Annotated in this window: 28 protein-coding genes; all 28 read left to right on the forward strand. The window is 43.7% G+C overall.

The window, feature by feature from the left end; genetic code table 11:
• The first annotated feature begins 72 nt into the window (after positions 1-72).
• Positions 73-807 (forward strand): Maf family protein, encoded by a 735-nt coding sequence (locus tag AAEY78_RS03045; RefSeq protein WP_352337224.1) that lies wholly within the window; start codon positions 73-75, stop codon positions 805-807.
• 203 nt (positions 808-1,010) lie between these two features.
• Positions 1,011-2,615: an Rne/Rng family ribonuclease gene (locus AAEY78_RS03050; RefSeq protein ID WP_352337226.1), complete on the forward strand. Its 1,605-nt coding sequence runs from the start codon at positions 1,011-1,013 to the stop codon at positions 2,613-2,615.
• 432 nt (positions 2,616-3,047) lie between these two features.
• Complete coding sequence (rpsJ, locus tag AAEY78_RS03055; protein WP_010196670.1) at positions 3,048-3,359, forward strand: 30S ribosomal protein S10; 312 nt, start codon at positions 3,048-3,050, stop codon at positions 3,357-3,359.
• 49 nt (positions 3,360-3,408) lie between these two features.
• Positions 3,409-4,047 (forward strand): 50S ribosomal protein L3, encoded by a 639-nt coding sequence (gene rplC, locus AAEY78_RS03060; RefSeq protein WP_062533677.1) that lies wholly within the window; start codon positions 3,409-3,411, stop codon positions 4,045-4,047.
• A 14-nt stretch (positions 4,048-4,061) separates the two neighbouring features.
• Positions 4,062-4,664, forward strand: a complete 603-nt coding sequence (gene rplD, locus AAEY78_RS03065) for a 50S ribosomal protein L4 (protein WP_182407051.1) — start codon at positions 4,062-4,064, stop codon at positions 4,662-4,664.
• Positions 4,661-5,011, forward strand: coding sequence for a 50S ribosomal protein L23 (rplW, locus tag AAEY78_RS03070; protein ID WP_182407052.1), 351 nt, complete (start codon positions 4,661-4,663; stop codon positions 5,009-5,011). The genes rplD and rplW overlap by 4 nt, the downstream gene beginning before the upstream one ends.
• Positions 5,012-5,022: 11 nt before the next feature.
• On the forward strand, positions 5,023-5,847 hold the full coding sequence (gene rplB / locus AAEY78_RS03075) for a 50S ribosomal protein L2 (protein ID WP_182407053.1): 825 nt from the start codon (positions 5,023-5,025) through the stop codon (positions 5,845-5,847).
• Between the two features lie 12 nt (positions 5,848-5,859).
• Positions 5,860-6,135 (forward strand): 30S ribosomal protein S19, encoded by a 276-nt coding sequence (gene rpsS / locus AAEY78_RS03080; protein WP_010196682.1) that lies wholly within the window; start codon positions 5,860-5,862, stop codon positions 6,133-6,135.
• 10 nt (positions 6,136-6,145) lie between these two features.
• Positions 6,146-6,475 carry a 50S ribosomal protein L22 gene (gene rplV / locus AAEY78_RS03085; RefSeq protein ID WP_182407054.1) on the forward strand — a complete coding sequence of 110 codons (330 nt, stop codon included), beginning with the start codon at positions 6,146-6,148 and terminating at the stop codon, positions 6,473-6,475.
• Positions 6,476-6,478: 3 nt separating this feature from the next.
• Positions 6,479-7,201 (forward strand): 30S ribosomal protein S3, encoded by a 723-nt coding sequence (rpsC, locus tag AAEY78_RS03090; RefSeq protein WP_352337230.1) that lies wholly within the window; start codon positions 6,479-6,481, stop codon positions 7,199-7,201.
• Positions 7,202-7,204: 3 nt separating this feature from the next.
• Positions 7,205-7,618, forward strand: a complete 414-nt coding sequence (rplP, locus tag AAEY78_RS03095) for a 50S ribosomal protein L16 (protein WP_079690995.1) — start codon at positions 7,205-7,207, stop codon at positions 7,616-7,618.
• The gene (gene rpmC, locus AAEY78_RS03100; protein ID WP_011279794.1) at positions 7,618-7,815 is read left to right on the forward strand and encodes a 50S ribosomal protein L29; all 198 of its coding nucleotides are present in this window, start codon (positions 7,618-7,620) and stop codon (positions 7,813-7,815) included. Before rplP ends, rpmC begins: the two co-directional genes overlap by 1 nt.
• The gene (gene rpsQ / locus AAEY78_RS03105) at positions 7,812-8,087 is read left to right on the forward strand and encodes a 30S ribosomal protein S17 (protein WP_011512856.1); all 276 of its coding nucleotides are present in this window, start codon (positions 7,812-7,814) and stop codon (positions 8,085-8,087) included. Before rpmC ends, rpsQ begins: the two co-directional genes overlap by 4 nt.
• 182 nt (positions 8,088-8,269) lie before the next feature.
• On the forward strand, positions 8,270-8,638 hold the full coding sequence (rplN, locus tag AAEY78_RS03110) for a 50S ribosomal protein L14 (RefSeq protein ID WP_010196702.1): 369 nt from the start codon (positions 8,270-8,272) through the stop codon (positions 8,636-8,638).
• 8 nt (positions 8,639-8,646) lie between these two features.
• Entirely contained in the window at positions 8,647-8,964 is a 318-nt protein-coding gene (gene rplX, locus AAEY78_RS03115; RefSeq protein WP_182407058.1) for a 50S ribosomal protein L24, read from the forward strand.
• A gap of 21 nt (positions 8,965-8,985) precedes the next feature.
• Positions 8,986-9,522, forward strand: coding sequence for a 50S ribosomal protein L5 (gene rplE / locus AAEY78_RS03120; protein WP_182407059.1), 537 nt, complete (start codon positions 8,986-8,988; stop codon positions 9,520-9,522).
• A gap of 12 nt (positions 9,523-9,534) precedes the next feature.
• The gene (gene rpsN, locus AAEY78_RS03125; RefSeq protein ID WP_352337234.1) at positions 9,535-9,840 is read left to right on the forward strand and encodes a 30S ribosomal protein S14; all 306 of its coding nucleotides are present in this window, start codon (positions 9,535-9,537) and stop codon (positions 9,838-9,840) included.
• Between the two features lie 11 nt (positions 9,841-9,851).
• The gene (gene rpsH / locus AAEY78_RS03130; protein WP_352337236.1) at positions 9,852-10,250 is read left to right on the forward strand and encodes a 30S ribosomal protein S8; all 399 of its coding nucleotides are present in this window, start codon (positions 9,852-9,854) and stop codon (positions 10,248-10,250) included.
• A 175-nt stretch (positions 10,251-10,425) separates the two neighbouring features.
• Positions 10,426-10,959: a 50S ribosomal protein L6 gene (rplF, locus tag AAEY78_RS03135; RefSeq protein ID WP_182407062.1), complete on the forward strand. Its 534-nt coding sequence runs from the start codon at positions 10,426-10,428 to the stop codon at positions 10,957-10,959.
• Positions 10,960-10,970: 11 nt separating this feature from the next.
• On the forward strand, positions 10,971-11,321 hold the full coding sequence (rplR, locus tag AAEY78_RS03140) for a 50S ribosomal protein L18 (RefSeq protein WP_352337238.1): 351 nt from the start codon (positions 10,971-10,973) through the stop codon (positions 11,319-11,321).
• A gap of 2 nt (positions 11,322-11,323) precedes the next feature.
• Positions 11,324-11,839 (forward strand): 30S ribosomal protein S5, encoded by a 516-nt coding sequence (gene rpsE, locus AAEY78_RS03145; RefSeq protein WP_182407064.1) that lies wholly within the window; start codon positions 11,324-11,326, stop codon positions 11,837-11,839.
• Between the two features lie 20 nt (positions 11,840-11,859).
• Positions 11,860-12,039 (forward strand): 50S ribosomal protein L30, encoded by a 180-nt coding sequence (rpmD, locus tag AAEY78_RS03150; protein ID WP_182407065.1) that lies wholly within the window; start codon positions 11,860-11,862, stop codon positions 12,037-12,039.
• Positions 12,039-12,479 carry a 50S ribosomal protein L15 gene (gene rplO / locus AAEY78_RS03155; protein ID WP_352337240.1) on the forward strand — a complete coding sequence of 147 codons (441 nt, stop codon included), beginning with the start codon at positions 12,039-12,041 and terminating at the stop codon, positions 12,477-12,479. Before rpmD ends, rplO begins: the two co-directional genes overlap by 1 nt.
• Positions 12,480-12,498: 19 nt before the next feature.
• Positions 12,499-13,830: a preprotein translocase subunit SecY gene (secY, locus tag AAEY78_RS03160; protein ID WP_352337327.1), complete on the forward strand. Its 1,332-nt coding sequence runs from the start codon at positions 12,499-12,501 to the stop codon at positions 13,828-13,830.
• A 31-nt stretch (positions 13,831-13,861) separates the two neighbouring features.
• Entirely contained in the window at positions 13,862-13,978 is a 117-nt protein-coding gene (gene rpmJ / locus AAEY78_RS03165) for a 50S ribosomal protein L36 (RefSeq protein ID WP_010196721.1), read from the forward strand.
• Positions 13,979-14,239: 261 nt separating this feature from the next.
• On the forward strand, positions 14,240-14,596 hold the full coding sequence (rpsM, locus tag AAEY78_RS03170) for a 30S ribosomal protein S13 (RefSeq protein ID WP_182407067.1): 357 nt from the start codon (positions 14,240-14,242) through the stop codon (positions 14,594-14,596).
• Between the two features lie 20 nt (positions 14,597-14,616).
• Positions 14,617-15,006 carry a 30S ribosomal protein S11 gene (gene rpsK / locus AAEY78_RS03175; RefSeq protein ID WP_045454458.1) on the forward strand — a complete coding sequence of 130 codons (390 nt, stop codon included), beginning with the start codon at positions 14,617-14,619 and terminating at the stop codon, positions 15,004-15,006.
• A 48-nt stretch (positions 15,007-15,054) separates the two neighbouring features.
• Positions 15,055-15,696, forward strand: coding sequence for a 30S ribosomal protein S4 (gene rpsD / locus AAEY78_RS03180; RefSeq protein WP_058025563.1), 642 nt, complete (start codon positions 15,055-15,057; stop codon positions 15,694-15,696).
• Positions 15,697-15,750: the final 54 nt, after the last annotated feature.

The raw sequence follows: 15,750 nt of genomic DNA on the forward strand, positions 1-15,750 counted from the left end.
GATATTTATTAACTGATAAATTACACTTTTAACTGTTGTGTTCTTTACCAAATAAGATAAAAGAGAGTCATTATGGATATCCTATTGGCTTCTGGTTCGCCGCGCCGCCGCGAACTTTTGACCAGCGCCCAGCTCGACTTTACTATCATTAGCGTTGATATCGATGAAACACCGCATCAACAGGAAAGTCCACAAGATTATATTGAGCGCATGGTAGCAACCAAAGCTGAGGCAACGGTTGCTCAATTACAGGCGGAGTGGGGTAACACTCACTCAAAGCCTTGTCTATCGTCAGATACCCATTACTCACCGTTACTTATCCTGACCGCCGATACCATTGGTGTGCTGCCGGATGGCAAAACCGTTTTGGTCAAGCCTACAGACCGCGAACACGCCTATAGCATGTGGCAGCAAATGTCTGACGCTACGCATCAAGTATGGACAGCAGTACAAGCAACCGTGCTGGCTAGATGTAGTGTTAATCACGATAATGAATATACTAATGATAACGGTGATGATAAGGGCGTATTGTCAATCATCTGGCAACAACATATTATCGAACGTACCGATGTTACCTTTGTACCATTAACTACAGAGATGATGGCAGGATATTGGCATACTGACGAACCTGCTGATAAAGCGGGCGGTTATGGTATTCAAGGTTTAGCAGCAGCATGGGTGACGCGCATTAATGGCAGCTATACCAATGTTGTTGGTTTGCCCTTAGCGCAAACCCTAGCCTTAGTACATCAAGCGCAACACGAATGTGAAGCGCTGCTAAATTACTCAAGCCGTGCAGACACATAATATCACAGCAGGATAGTAAGCAGAGTTAGGGCGCGTTTGCTACACTAGGCTGCCTTTATGACTGCTATTACGTGATGAGTATTACTCGCTAAATATAATAGTTGTTTAGTAAAATAATTCGTTAATTTATAGACAGTCATATCGTAAAGAAATCCCCTTAATAATATCTATGTTGATAAAACGATAACAAGAGAAGAAGCACTATGTCTGAAGAGCTGCTGATTAATGTCAGTCCGATGGAATCCCGTGTGGCAGTCTTAGATAATGGTGTACTGGGCGAGATTTATATCGAGCGCCACCATAAACTGGGCTTGGTGGGTAACATATATCTGGGCACTGTAGTACGTGTGTTACCTGGCATGCAGGCAGCGTTCGTTGATATCGGACAATCGCGCACCGCATTTTTACATGTTAATGACATGCAGCGTGAACCGCGTCCGGTTGTCAATAAAAAAGTGAAGGCAGACGTCACCGAGGGTACGGCAGCCGTTATCTTGGATAGCGACTTAGCTGTAACTCCGCCCGTCGTAAGTGCTCAGTCTACTGATGTTGTCACCACAATTAGCACTGTGACGACCTCAGGTAAAAGTTTAATTCAGCACAGACTTCATGAAAGCCAGCGTATTCTTGTGCAAGTCACCAAAGATCAGTTGGGCAGTAAGGGCGCACGCCTGACTACCAATATCTCTTTGCCATCCCGTTATCTGGTCTACTTACCGTCAAGCGACCATATTGGTATCTCACAGCGGATTGATGGGGATGAAGAACGCAGCCGCTTAAAGACTGAACTGACGAGCCTGATGCAGACTGTCAATCTCAAAGGCGGATTGATTGCCCGTACCGCTGCTGAGCGTGTACCGGTAGATAAGCTTGAAGAAGATATCTATTATCTGGTGCAACTGTGGCGTACTATCTGCGCCCGCCGTCAAGAAATCAATCATCAAAGGAGCTCGGAGCTCATTTACCAAGAGTTGTCTTTGCCGTTACGTTCCATCCGCGACTTGGTTCATGGCGATACCGAAAAGGTCATTATTGATAATGAAAAAATATATACCGAAGTAAGAGCGTTTGCTAAAGAATTTGTGCCTTTTGTTTATGATCGGATTGTCCATTATACCGCTGAGCCTGCCTTGTTCGATGTGCACCGCGTTGAAGACGATTTACGGGATGCCCTAAAACGCCGTGTTGATTTAAAATCTGGTGGTTATCTGATTATTGATCAAACCGAAGCCATGACTACTATTGATGTCAATACCGGCTCTTTCGTCGGTGGTCGCTCCTTAGAAGATACGGTTTATAAAACCAACTTAGAAGCCACTCATGCGATAGCCCGTCAATTGCGTCTGCGTAATCTAGGCGGGATTATTATTCTAGATTTTATTGATATGCTAGAGCAGCCGCATAAAGATGATGTTTTAGAAAGTCTGCAAGTACAATTAGCCCAAGATTACGCCAAGTCTAATATTACCCAAGTGAGTGAGCTGGGCTTGGTTGAGATGACCCGTAAGCGTACCCGCGAATCGCTGGGGCAGCAGTTATGTGAGCCGTGCTCTACCTGTCAAGGTCGCGGCTTTGTTAAAACAGCAGAAACCGTCTGTTTTGAGATATTTCGTGAAATCATGCGCTGTGCCCGTACCTACAATTCGCCTAAAAAGTTCACGGTCGTGGCTCATGCTGCCGTTATTGACCTATTACTCACCTCAGAAGCAGATACCGTCGCTGACTTAGAGTATCTTTTAGGTCGAGTGATTACCTTTGAGGTAGAAAGCCTATACACCCAAGAGCAATATGACATCGTATTAGATTAGCGTTAGCTTAAGTTTGCTCACTAGAATTATGACGGTTAATAACAGGATAAGATAAAGATATTACAGAGGAAAATGTTTATTAATAAAGAGTGATACCTCAACTCGCTATCGATATTATCCTTGCAATGAGCTAAATACTATGTATAATACAGACCACTGAATTATATATGCGCAGCCAATCAAACAGCTGGCGCTATGACAGCTAGAGCATCGTTTCTGGCACTATTTCATTATGCCTTTGCTGACATCCTATAACGGAAGGGTCGGCGGGGCTTTAAACTATTTTGCTTTTGGCATGCTATAAGTTCAATTAAAAGAACTCATTCTGGTTAAGATCAGAAGGCCGCTTAAAGTGAATATTTAACCAAACGGCTTTTGTTCATATCTTTGCAAAGCAAGAATGACAAAAACCCATATTAGGAGCTTGCTGGCATGGCTAACCAGAGAATCCGTATCCGTCTTAAGTCTTTTGATCATCGTCTGATTGATCAATCTGCACAAGAGATCGTTGATACTGCAAAGCGCACCGGTGCGCAAGTTTGTGGTCCTGTACCGTTGCCGACTCGCATCGAGCGTTTCAACGTTTTGACCTCTCCACACGTCAATAAAGACGCACGTGACCAGTATGAAATCCGTACTCACAAGCGCATGGTTGATATCGTTCAGCCTACTGACAAAACTGTGGACGCGTTAATGAAGCTTGATTTAGCGGCGGGTGTCGACGTTCAAATTGCTTTGGGTTAATGCACATTAAACACCCAAACCATTAATAGAAGATATAAAGAGGTTTAAAATGGCGATTGGTTTAGTCGGTAAAAAATGCGGCATGACCCGTGTCTTCACTGAAGCAGGCGCATCTATCCCTGTAACAGTAGTTGAGATCAGTGCGAACCGCATTACTCAAGTAAAAAATACTGATGTAGATGGCTATCAAGCCATTCAAGTTACCACAGGTACCCGTCGTGACAGCCGCGTAACAGCCGCACAAAAAGGTCACTTCGCTAAAGCTGGTGTTGCAGCTGGTCGTGGTGTTTGGGAATTTCGTGCCAATGATAGCGATCTTGAAGGTCGTGAAATTGGTGGTGAGATCCTAGCTGACTTGTTCGAACAAGGTCAGATGGTTGATGTCACTGGAAACAGTAAAGGTAAAGGCTTTCAAGGCGGCGTGAAGCGTCACAACTTCAGCATGCAAGATGCCACTCATGGTAACTCAGTATCTCACCGTGCCATTGGTTCAACTGGTCAAAACCAGTCACCAGGTAAAGTCTTCAAAGGCAAGAAAATGCCAGGTCAGATGGGTAACAAACGCGTTACCGTTCAAGGCCTAGAAGTGATATCGGTTGATGTTGAAAAAGGGTTACTTGTCATCAAGGGTGCTATCCCAGGTGCCACCGGTGGCGATGTCATCGTACGTCCGTCAGTCAAAGCCTAAGCAAGGGGATTAACGTGGATTTAAAAACAGTTACAGGGGCGGCAGTTGAGCTTTCTGATACGGCTTTCGGTCGTGAATTCAACGAAGCGCTAGTGCATCAGGTTGTCACCGCATATCTTGCTGGTGCTCGCCAAGGTACACGTGCACAAAAAACCCGTGCCGAAGTTTCTGGCGGTGGCATTAAGCCATGGCGCCAAAAAGGTACTGGTCGCGCTCGTGCAGGTTCTATTCGTAGCCCAATCTGGCGTGGGGGCGGACGTGCATTTGCTGCCAAACCACAAGATTGGTCACAAAAAGTTAACCGTAAAATGTATCGCGGTGCTATGCAGTGCATTCTAGCCGAATTGATTCGCCAAGAGCGTCTGATTTTGGTTGAAGAATTGACCATTTCTGCACCTAAGACTAAAGAGCTGATTGCGAAGCTAAGTGAATTGAATGCACCACGTGCATTAATCATCACCAAAGAAGTTGATGAAAATTTATACTTAGCGGCACGCAACATTCCACATGTCAATGTACTTGATACAAGTGAAGTGGATCCAGTGAGCTTGATTGCTTTTGATAAAGTAATCATGTCAGTTGAAGCTGCGAAACAATTTGAGGAAGCACTAGCATGAATAACGCAAGACTTTATCAGGTCTTAAGAGGACCTGTATTCTCAGAAAAATCTCAAATGCTTGGTGATTCACTTGGCGTGCAGGTATTTAAAATTGACTCTAATGCTACTAAGCTTGAAGTCAAAAAAGCAGTTGAGCTAATGTTTGAAGGTGTTGAAGTTTTAAAAGTAAACACTTTGAATGTTAAAGGTAAGACAAAGCGTTTTGGTAAAAACATCGGCCGTCGTAATGACTACAAAAAAGCCTATGTCACCTTAAAAGCTGGTCACGATGTACAAATGGCTGATGCTGGTGAAGAGGTCGCGAATACGACTGCTTCTACTAGTGAAACAGCGAACAACGAATAAGGATAACACTCATGCCTATCGTAAAAGCAAAGCCAACATCACCAGGCCGTCGTTTTGTTGAAAAAGTAGTGCATCCGCACCTATATAAAGGTCGCCCGTTTGCAGCGCTTCTAGAATCAAAAAGCAAGACAGGTGGTCGTAATAATAATGGTCGTATCACCACTCGTCATATTGGCGGCGGTCATAAACAACATTATCGTATTATTGACTTCAAACGTACTAAAGACAATATCCCAGCCACGGTAGAGCGTATCGAATACGATCCTAACCGTACTGCACATATTGCATTACTTAAGTACGCTGATGGCGAACGTCGTTATATCATTGCTGCTAAAAAGCAAGCAGTAGGCGATACAGTAATGTCAGGTGAAGCATCACCAATTCGTCCAGGTAACTGCTTACCGCTAAAAAATATCCCATTGGGTACTGTGATTCACAATATCGAACTTAAAATCGGTAAGGGTGCACAGATTGCTCGCGCAGCGGGTACAAGCGTTCAGTTACTAGGTCGTGATGGTATTTATGCAATCATTCGTTTACGTTCAGGCGAGACTCGCCGCGTTCACGTGAATTGCCGTGCCGTTATTGGTGAAGTATCTAACACTGAAAACAACTTGAAATCACTTGGTAAAGCTGGTGCTTCACGTTGGCGTGGCATTCGTCCATCAGTTCGTGGTGTGGCGATGAACCCTGTTGATCACCCACATGGTGGTGGTGAAGGTCGTAACAAAGGTCGCCATCCTACTAGCCCTTGGGGTCAGAAGTCTAAAGGACTTAAAACGCGTCATAATAAGCGTACTGACAGTATGATCATCCGTCGCGCCAAGAAGAAATAAAGGAAGAATTTCATGCCTCGTTCATTGAAAAAAGGTCCATTCATAGACGCGCACCTGTTTGCTAAAGTTGAGAATGCATTAGACACCAACTCACGCAAGCCAATTAAAACTTGGTCGCGCCGCTCAATGATTCTGCCACAAATGGTTGGCCTAACTTTATCAGTTCATAATGGCCGTACTCATGTACCGGTTATCGTAAGTGAACAGATGGTTGGTCATAAACTAGGTGAATTTGCCCCGACTCGTACGTATCGTGGTCATGGCATTGACAAAAAAGCTAAGAGATAAGGTGCTCACCATGGAAGTAACTGCAAAATTACGCGGTGCCGCCATTTCGGCACAAAAAGTTCGACTCGTTGCTGATGAAGTTCGTGGCAAATCTATTGAGCGTGCTTTGGATATCCTGACGTATAGCAATAAAAAAGGCGCTGTCTTTGTTAAGAAATGTCTTAACTCAGCCATCGCTAATGCCGAACATAATCACGGCTTAGATATTGACGGCCTAAAAGTCGCTACTATTTTTGTTGATGAAGGCATCACGCTAAAGCGTATCCTACCACGTGCTAAAGGTCGCGCTGACCGTATCAGCAAGCGTACCTGTCACATCACTATAAAGGTAGGAGAATAAGCTATGGGTCAAAAAGTACATCCAATCGGAATTCGTCTTGGTGTTGTCAAGAAGCATAACGCAAACTGGTATGCTAGCCCAAAACAATACTCAGAATACCTAATCAACGACATTCGTGTACGTGAATATCTACGTAAAAAACTAGCTAGTGCTATGATCAGTCATATCACGATTGAGCGTCCTACTGGCGCCGCTAAAATTACGATTGCTACTGCGCGTCCTGGTATCGTCATTGGTAAGAAAGGCGAAGATATTGAGAAGCTTCAAAAAGAATTGACCAAAATGATGGGCGTACCTGCTCAGGTCAACATTGAAGAAATCACATCTCCTGACCTTGATGCTCGCCTAGTAGCTGATGGTATTGGTAGTCAGCTTGAGCGCCGTGTTATGTTCCGCCGTGCAATGAAGCGTGCGGTACAGAACAGCATGCGTTCTGGTGCTAAAGGTATCAAAGTTGAGCTGTCTGGCCGTCTTGGCGGTGCTGAGATTGCTCGTACTGAATGGTATCGTGAAGGTCGTGTACCATTACATACGCTACGTGCCGATATTGATTATGCATCAGTACGTGCGGAAACCACTTACGGCACCATCGGTGTAAAAGTTTGGATTTTCCGTGGCGAAATCCTTGACGGTATGAACAGTGTATACAATCCCGTCAAAGAAGAGCCGCGTGCGCCAAAACGCCGTGGTCGTGGTGGAAACCGTCGAAACTCAGACAGAGGTTAAACTATGTTACAGCCAAAACGTACCAAGTTTCGTAAAATGCACAAAGGTCGTAACACAGGGCTTGCTCATCGTGGAAGCACCGTTGCATTTGGACAAATTGGTCTAAAATCTTTGACTCGTGGTCGTATGACAGCGCGTCAAATTGAAGCAGCACGTCGTACCATTACTCGTAAAATTAAGCGTGGTGGTAAAATCTGGATTCGTGTTTTCCCAGACAAGCCTATCACCAACAAGCCTCTAGAAGTGCGTATGGGTAAGGGTAAAGGTCCTGTAGAGTATTGGGTATGCGAAGTCAAACCTGGTAAAATGCTATATGAACTCGAAGGGGTCTCAGAAGAGCTTGCTCGCGAAGCCTTAACGCTTGCTGCAGCAAAACTGCCCTTTAAAACTACCATTGTTAAGCGGACGATAATGTAATGAAGATCAGTGAATTACGTGATAAATCATTAGAAGAACTGACTCAGTTACTTGATGAAAAGCAACTTGATGCTTTCCGTATTCGTATGGCTAAAGCAACCGGTCAGTTGGGGAATACCCATGAAGTACGTGTCAATCGTCGTGCGATTGCTCAACTTCAGACTTTGATTAACGAGAAACAACGAGGCGACTCATGAGCGATAACAATCAAGCAACGACCAATGCTAGTGTTCTGACAGGACGAGTTGTCAGTGACAAGATGGACAAGTCCATCACGGTTTTGATTGAGCGTCTGGTTCGTCATCCTTTATATGGCAAGCAGCTTCGTCGTTCTACTAAGATCAAAGCCCATGATGAGAACAATGTTTGCCAACAAGGCGACCTTGTCCGCATCAAAGAAACGCGTCCAATCTCAAAAACTAAGTCTTGGACTTTAGTTGATGTGGTTGAAAAAGTAGAGAAAATCTAAGTAAATTGCATTAAAAGCCAGAAGCTGTTAAAATGTCCGCCTTTTTAAGAATGCTGATTGCGCCGAGCGTATATGGTATATATTAAGAGTAAGCTGCGGTTATTATTACTACAATGCCGCCGACTCATACTGTGCTCGCGGCAGCAACTGGCTTTCATTGCTCATACGTGTGGAGTAACGCTATGATTCAGGTTGAATCTATGCTGGAAGTTGCAGATAATAGCGGTGCAAGACGAGTTCAGTGCATTAAAGTACTGGGTGGCTCTCATCGTCGTTATGCATCAGTCGGCGACATCATTAAAGTAACGGTTAAAGAAGCCATTCCTCGCGGTCGTGTTAAAAAAGGCGATGTGATGAATGCGGTAGTTGTACGTACCAAAAAAGGCGTTCGTCGTCCTGATGGTTCGGTTTTACGTTTTGATGACAATGCTGCGGTATTGTTGAACCAAAACAAAGCACCGATTGCAACTCGTATTTTTGGACCGGTAACTCGTGAACTACGTGGTGATCAGTTTATGAAAATTGTATCCCTAGCACCAGAAGTATTGTGAGGTAATCCATGGCTAAATTACGAAAAGGCGATACAGTTATTGTGATTGCTGGGAAAGACAAAGGCAAGCAAGGCACTGTTCAAGCCGTAAAAAATGACCGCATCAAAGTTGAAGGCATTAATATTGTCACTAAACATCAGAAGCCAAATCAGGCAACTGGCGTTGAAGGCGGCATTCTTAAGCAAGAAGCTTTCTTGCATATCTCAAACGTCGCAATTCTAAATGCGCAAACCCAAAAAGCAGACCGTATATCTTACCAGACTGGCGAAGACGGTGTTAAAAACCGTGTTTACCGCTCAAATGGTGAAGTTGTGGCGACTGCGTAAGACACTAAGGGTGTAATGGTAATGGCAAGATTAAGATCTTTATATAACAACGAACTAAAGCAGCAAATCAAAGAAGAGCTTGGTTTAGACAACGTGATGCAAGTGCCTAAAATCACTAAAATCACACTTAACATGGGTGTAGGCGGCGCGTCTCAAGACAAGAAATTGCTTGAAGGTGCAGTAGCTGATATGACCGCTATCGCTGGTCAAAAACCTGTCGTCACCAAAGCACGCAAATCAATAGCTGGCTTCAAGATTCGTGAAGAATGGCCAATCGGCTGTAAAGTAACGCTACGTGGCGAGCAAATGTACGAATTTTTAGATCGTCTCATTGCCGTTGCAATTCCTCGTATTCGTGACTTCCGTGGTTTTTCACCTAAAGCTTTTGACAGTCGTGGTAACTACTCACTGGGTATCAAAGAACAAATTGTATTCCCAGAAGTAGACTTCGATAAAATTGATCGTATCCGCGGTATGGATGTGACCATTACCACGTCAGCAGCTAATGATGATGAAGGTCGTGCGTTACTTAAAGCATTCGGCTTCCCATTTAAATAAGGTAAAGACGTTATGGCAAAGAAAAGCATGATTAATCGCGAATTGAAGCGCGAAAAAGCAGTGGCTAAATACGCCGACAAGCGTATGAAGCTAAAAGAAACCATCAATGATATTAATGCAACTGACGAAGCGCGTATGGATGCCATGTTAGAGCTTCAAGCTCTACCACGTAACTCATCACCAGTACGTTTGCGTAATCGTTGTGCTATCACTGGTCGTCCTCATGGCTACTTCCGCAAGTTTGGCTTATCACGTAATATGCTACGTGAACGTGTCATGCAAGGCGATGTGCCTGGTGTTCGTAAAGCTAGCTGGTAAGGGGTAACTACATGAGTATGCAAGATACAGTTGGGGATATGCTAACCCGTATTCGTAACGCACAAATGGCTAATAAAGTTTCTGTAGCAATGCCAAGCTCAAAACTACGTAAATCAATTGCTGATTTATTGGTTAGCGAAGGCTTTGTAGCAAATGCTGTTGTTACTGAAGAAGCAAATAATAAAGCCACTCTATCTATCGAACTAAAATATTTCGAAGGTAAGCCGGTTATCGAAACCATCCAACGTTTTAGCCGTCCTGGTTTACGCCAGCATCGTGGTAAAGACGCTATCCCTACTGTTAAGCAGGGTATGGGTGTTGCTATCGTTTCTACCAGCCAAGGTATCATGAGCGATCGTGCTGCCCGTGCTGCTGGTATCGGTGGTGAAGTCGTTGCATTTGTAGCGTAAGCTATACAACGATAAAGTCTATTTGGCTTTACTTAGACGTCTATTAATTGGATAATAATTAATTATTTCATATTGATAGGTGTCTAACGCGGTCAACTATGCTAAACTAACACGCTTTTTAGCCTGTTAGTTTTTTCGCTAATAAAAGCAAGTTAATTTTTTAAGGAATACTCCTATGTCTCGTGTGGCTAAAGCCCCAGTGACGCTGCCAAACGGCGTGAGCGTTACTTTGAACGATCGGCAGGTCGAAGTTAAAGGCAAGAACGGCAATATGTCTTTACGCCTGCATGAATTGGTCGAGCTAAAACAGGAAGATGATGCAATTCTTCTCTCACCTGTAGCCGACTCAAAAGAAGCCATGATGCATACTGGCACCATGCGCTCTTTACTAAATAATTTAGTAATTGGCGTTAACGAAGGCTTTGAAAGACGCCTTCAGTTAATTGGTGTTGGTTATCGCGCGCAAGCTACTGGCAATAAAATTACCCTAAACGTGGGTTATTCACATCCAGTAGAATATACGTTACCTGAAAGTGTATCGGCTGAAACCCCAACGCAAACTGAAATCGTTCTAAAATCTAACGATAAGCAGCAGCTTGGTCAAGCAGCGGCTAAAATCCGCGGTTTCCGCCCACCAGAGCCTTATAAAGGTAAAGGTATTCGCTATAGCGACGAACATGTGATTCGTAAAGAAGCTAAGAAAAAATAAGGTGAGTTGAAATGTTTGATAAAAAAGCAGCTCGTCTGCGTCGAGCTAAGAAAACCCGCGCGCATATCCGTTTTTTAGGCGTTCATCGCTTGACGGTTACTCGCACGCCAAGACATATTTATGCCCAAATTATCTCTCCAACCGGTGGTGAAGTGATTGCTCAGGCATCAACCTTAGACAGCAGCTTGCGTTCAGGCGCGACTGGTAATGCTGAGGCTGCTACTTCTGTAGGTCAAATGATCGCAGAACGTGCAAAGGCCGCTGGCATTATTAAAGTTGCTTTTGACCGTAGTGGTTTTAAATATCATGGTCGAGTTAAAGCTTTAGCTGAAGCCGCTCGCGAAAACGGATTGGAGTTTTAATCATGGCTAGAAATGATAAAAATGATAAAAATGAACAGACTGACGGTCTAGTAGAACGCTTAGTTACCGTTGATCGCGTTGCAAAAGTTGTTAAAGGTGGTCGTATTTTCTCTTTCACTGCATTGACTGTAGTGGGTGATGGCAATGGTCGCGTTGGTTTTGGTCGTGGTAAAGCACGTGAAGTTCCAGCTGCTATTCAAAAAGCACTAGAAGCTGCCAAACGCAATATGATTACTGTTGAATTGAATGAAGCGACTTTGCATCATCCAATCAAAGCACGTCATGGTGCAAGTAAAGTCTATATGCAACCTGCATCTGAAGGTACTGGCGTAATCGCTGGTGGCGCAATGCGTGCTGTATTGGAAGTTGCTGGTGTCAAAGACGTTTTGACTAAATGTTATGGTTCTACCAACACTGCTAACGTTGTTCGCGCGACGTTCAATGGTTTACGTGATATGTCAACTCCAGAAAAGATGGCAGCGAAACGTGGTAAATCTGTAGACGAAATTTTGGGCTAACTTAGACTAGGTGAGTTACAATGAAAACAATGAAAGTCACTCAAGTGAAATCAGGTGCCCATCGCCTCAAGAGCCACAAAGCGAGCTTGAAAGGATTGGGTTTACGCCGAATTAACCATTCAGTTGTAGTTGAAGATACTCCTTCAACTCGTGGTATGGTCAATCGCGTTAACTACTTGGTAAAAGTGGAGGAAGCGTAATGGGACTTAGATTAAATGAATTATCACCAGGTGTTGGCGCCAAGAAAACTGCCCAACGTCGTGGTCGTGGTATCGGTTCAGGTCTTGGTAAAACAGGTGGTCGTGGTGTAAAAGGTCAGAAATCACGTTCAGGTTCTAGCGTTCGTTCAGGATTTGAAGGTGGTCAAACACCATTATATCGCCGTCTACCAAAATTTGGTTTTACCAGTAAAATGGCAATGACGACTGCTGAAGTCCGTTTGTCTGAACTGAATAAAATTGAAGGCGATGTGGTTAGCATTGCAACATTAAAAGCAGCCAACCTTATTCGTCACGACATGAAACGTGCGCGTATCATGTTATCAGGCGATGTCACTAAAGCTTATACTTTTAAAGGTATCAAAGTGACTAAAGGCGCTAAGCTAGCAATCGAAGCTGCTGGTGGTAGCATCGAGGAGTAACAACGTGTCAAAACAATCAATGTCCTCGGCTGGTATTCCGCTAAATCCTTTTGCTTTTATACGTAAGTATGACGAGCTTTGGACACGCTTACTGTTTTTGATTGGTGCATTGATTGTCTATCGTTTAGGGTCTCATATACCAGTACCTGGTATTAATCCAGTTAGCTTGGCAGATCTGTTTTCGCGTAATGAAAATACCATATTAAGCATGTTTAACATGTTCTCTGGTGGTGCGCTTGAGCGAATGTCTATCATGGCGCTTGGGATTATGCCTTATATTTCAGCATCTATTATTGTGCAAATGATGTCGGCGGTACTACCGTCGCTTGAAGCATTAAAGAAAGAGGGTGAGGCAGGGCGACGTAAGCTTAACAAGTATACCCGTCAGGGAACGCTTGCTTTAGCACTAATACAATCCCTTGGGATGTGTGCCGGACTTATTAGTCAAAACCTAACTTTATCTTCTGGTCTTACCTTTTATATTCCAGCAGTTACCTCATTGGTAGCGGGCGCTATGTTCTTAATGTGGCTCGGCGAGCAGATTACAGAACGCGGCGTAGGAAATGGTATTTCAATGCTGATCTTTGCCAGTATTGTTGCCGGTATGCCAGGTATGATTTCACAGTCTATTGAACAGGTCAATCAAGGTCAAATGAACCTTATTGTCCTTTTCATATTTGTAGTATTGGGTATCGCGGTTACCGCGGGTATCGTTTATATTGAACGTGCTCAGCGCCGCGTACCGGTAAACTATGCACAAAAACAGCAGCAAGGTCGCAAAATTTATGCTCAGCAGCAGTCACATTTGCCACTGAAGATAAATATGGCAGGGGTTATTCCTGCTATTTTTGCAAGTTCTTTGTTATTGTTTCCTGCGAGTTTAGGGCAATGGGTTGGTCAATCGCCAGATCCGACGCTTATGCAAAAAATACTACAAAATATGGCTTTAGTATTGTCTCCAGGACAACCGCTTTATCTGGTGTTGTTTGGGGCAATGATTATTTTCTTTTGCTACTTTTATACTGCATTAGTCTTTAGTCCACGTGAAGTTGCTGAAAACCTTAAACGTAGCGGTGCGTATATTCCCGGTATTCGTCCCGGACAACAAACTCAGCGTTATCTTGATCATGTATTAAATCGCCTAACTTTTATTGGAGCGATATACATGACGGTTATTTGTTTGATGCCGATGATTATCCAGTCCTCATTTGGAGTACCGTTCCACCTTGGTGGTACCTCGTTACTCATTATGGTAGTGGTGGTCATGGACTTTATCTCACAGATTCAAGCGCATTTGATGACCCATCAATATCACGATCAGACGTTAATCCAATCGCCCACTCAGCCTTAAATGAGCGGTGTGATCTCTCAAGGAGTATGCTATGAAAGTTCAAGCATCAGTTAAGAAAATCTGTGGTAGCTGTAAAGTTGTACGTCGTAAAGGCCGTGTGCATATTATTTGCACAGCAGAACCGCGCCACAAGCAACGTCAAGGTTAATAATTTAAGCAAAATAGCTTTAAGTAGCTATTTCACTAATTAAATTAATACTTGAAATATAACGGCGGATGCGATATCATCCGCCACTTGCCGTAGTTTATATCGATAATTTTTATACCTTAACGTTTTTTTCTAGCTTGTTATACAAGTTAGCTGATAATAATAGTAATAAGAATATAGATATTGACAGCAACAAATCTGAGAAATAAGGCGTTGTTGTGTCATCAACAAGACTTATTTTTCTTTAATGGAGAGAAATGAATGGCTCGTATTGCCGGCGTAAACATTCCGGATAATAAGCATGCTGTTATTTCACTAACTTACATCTTTGGTGTAGGCCGTACTACTGCTCAGAAAATCTTAGAAGCAGTTGGCATTGCCCCTACTACTAAAGTCAGTCAGTTAGATGATACACAGTTAGATGCTATCCGTGCACAAGTTGCAGAATACACGACTGAAGGTGATCTTCGTCGTGAAGTGTCAATGAATATTAAGCGCTTGGTTGATCTTGGTTGTTATCGTGGCATTCGCCATCGTCGTAACTTACCAGTTAGAGGTCAGAATACCAAGAATAACGCTCGTACTCGTAAGGGTCCGACACGCCCTCTCAAAAGATAATTAACTTAGGAAGCTAAAAGATGGCAAAAGACACTCGCAGTCGCAAAAAGGTGACTCGTCGTTCGGTATCGGAGGGCATTGCCCATATCCATGCGTCTTTTAATAACACCATTGTTACGATTACTGATCGTCAAGGTAATGCTTTGGCTTGGGCCACTTCAGGTGGACAAGGCTTCCGTGGTTCACGTAAATCTACACCATTTGCAGCTCAGGTTGCAGCTGAAGTCGCTGGTAAAGCGGCTCAAGAATATGGTGTTAAGAATATCGATGTTTTGGTCAAAGGACCAGGACCGGGTCGTGAGTCTGCGGTAAGAGCGCTAGGTGCATTGGGTTATAAAGTAAATAGCATCTCTGATGTAACCCCAATTCCACACAATGGTTGCCGTGCGCCGAAAAAGCGCCGCGTCTAATATTAAAGACGAAGCTTTTTATAATAAAAGCTTATAGGAGACATAACAATGGCCCGTTATATTGGACCAAAACTCAAATTATCACGTCGTGAAGGCACGGACTTAGGTCTTAAGTCTGGTGTTAAACCTTATGACGTAAAAACGAAAAAAGCTGGTCGTCCACCTGGTCAACATGGCGTTAGCCGTAATAAGACTTCGGAATATGCATTACAGCTGCGTGAAAAACAAAAAGTTAAGCGTATTTATGGTGTTTTAGAACGCCAATTCGCTAACTACTATAAAGAAGCGGCTCGTAAGCGTGGCGCTACAGGTGAAAACTTACTGGCTATGCTAGAAAGTCGTCTAGACAACGTTGTTTATCGCATGGGCTTTGGCTCAACACGCGCTGAAGCACGTCAGCTAGTCAGTCATCGTACTGTTATGGTAAAAAAAGCTGGTCGTGATGAATTTGTTCGTGTGAACATTCCATCAATCCAGTTGCAAGATGGTGATGTCATCGCTATCCAAGAGAAGTCTCGCGAGCAGTTACGTATTAAAAACGCAATTGAGCTGGCTACCCAACGTGGTATTCCAGAATGGCTAGATGTTGATCACAGCAAACTTCAAGGCACGTTCAAAAAAGCGCCTGATCGTATCGATCTACCTGCTGAAATCAACGAAAGCTTAATCGTTGAGCTATACTCTAAGTAAATAACGTATTGCTCAATGCTGTATTTACAGCGTTGGGCAATTAGCGTTAATTAA

It is taken from the genome of Psychrobacter sp. 16-MNA-CIBAN-0192 (assembly GCF_040309565.1).
Classification (GTDB): Bacteria; Pseudomonadota; Gammaproteobacteria; order Pseudomonadales; family Moraxellaceae; genus Psychrobacter.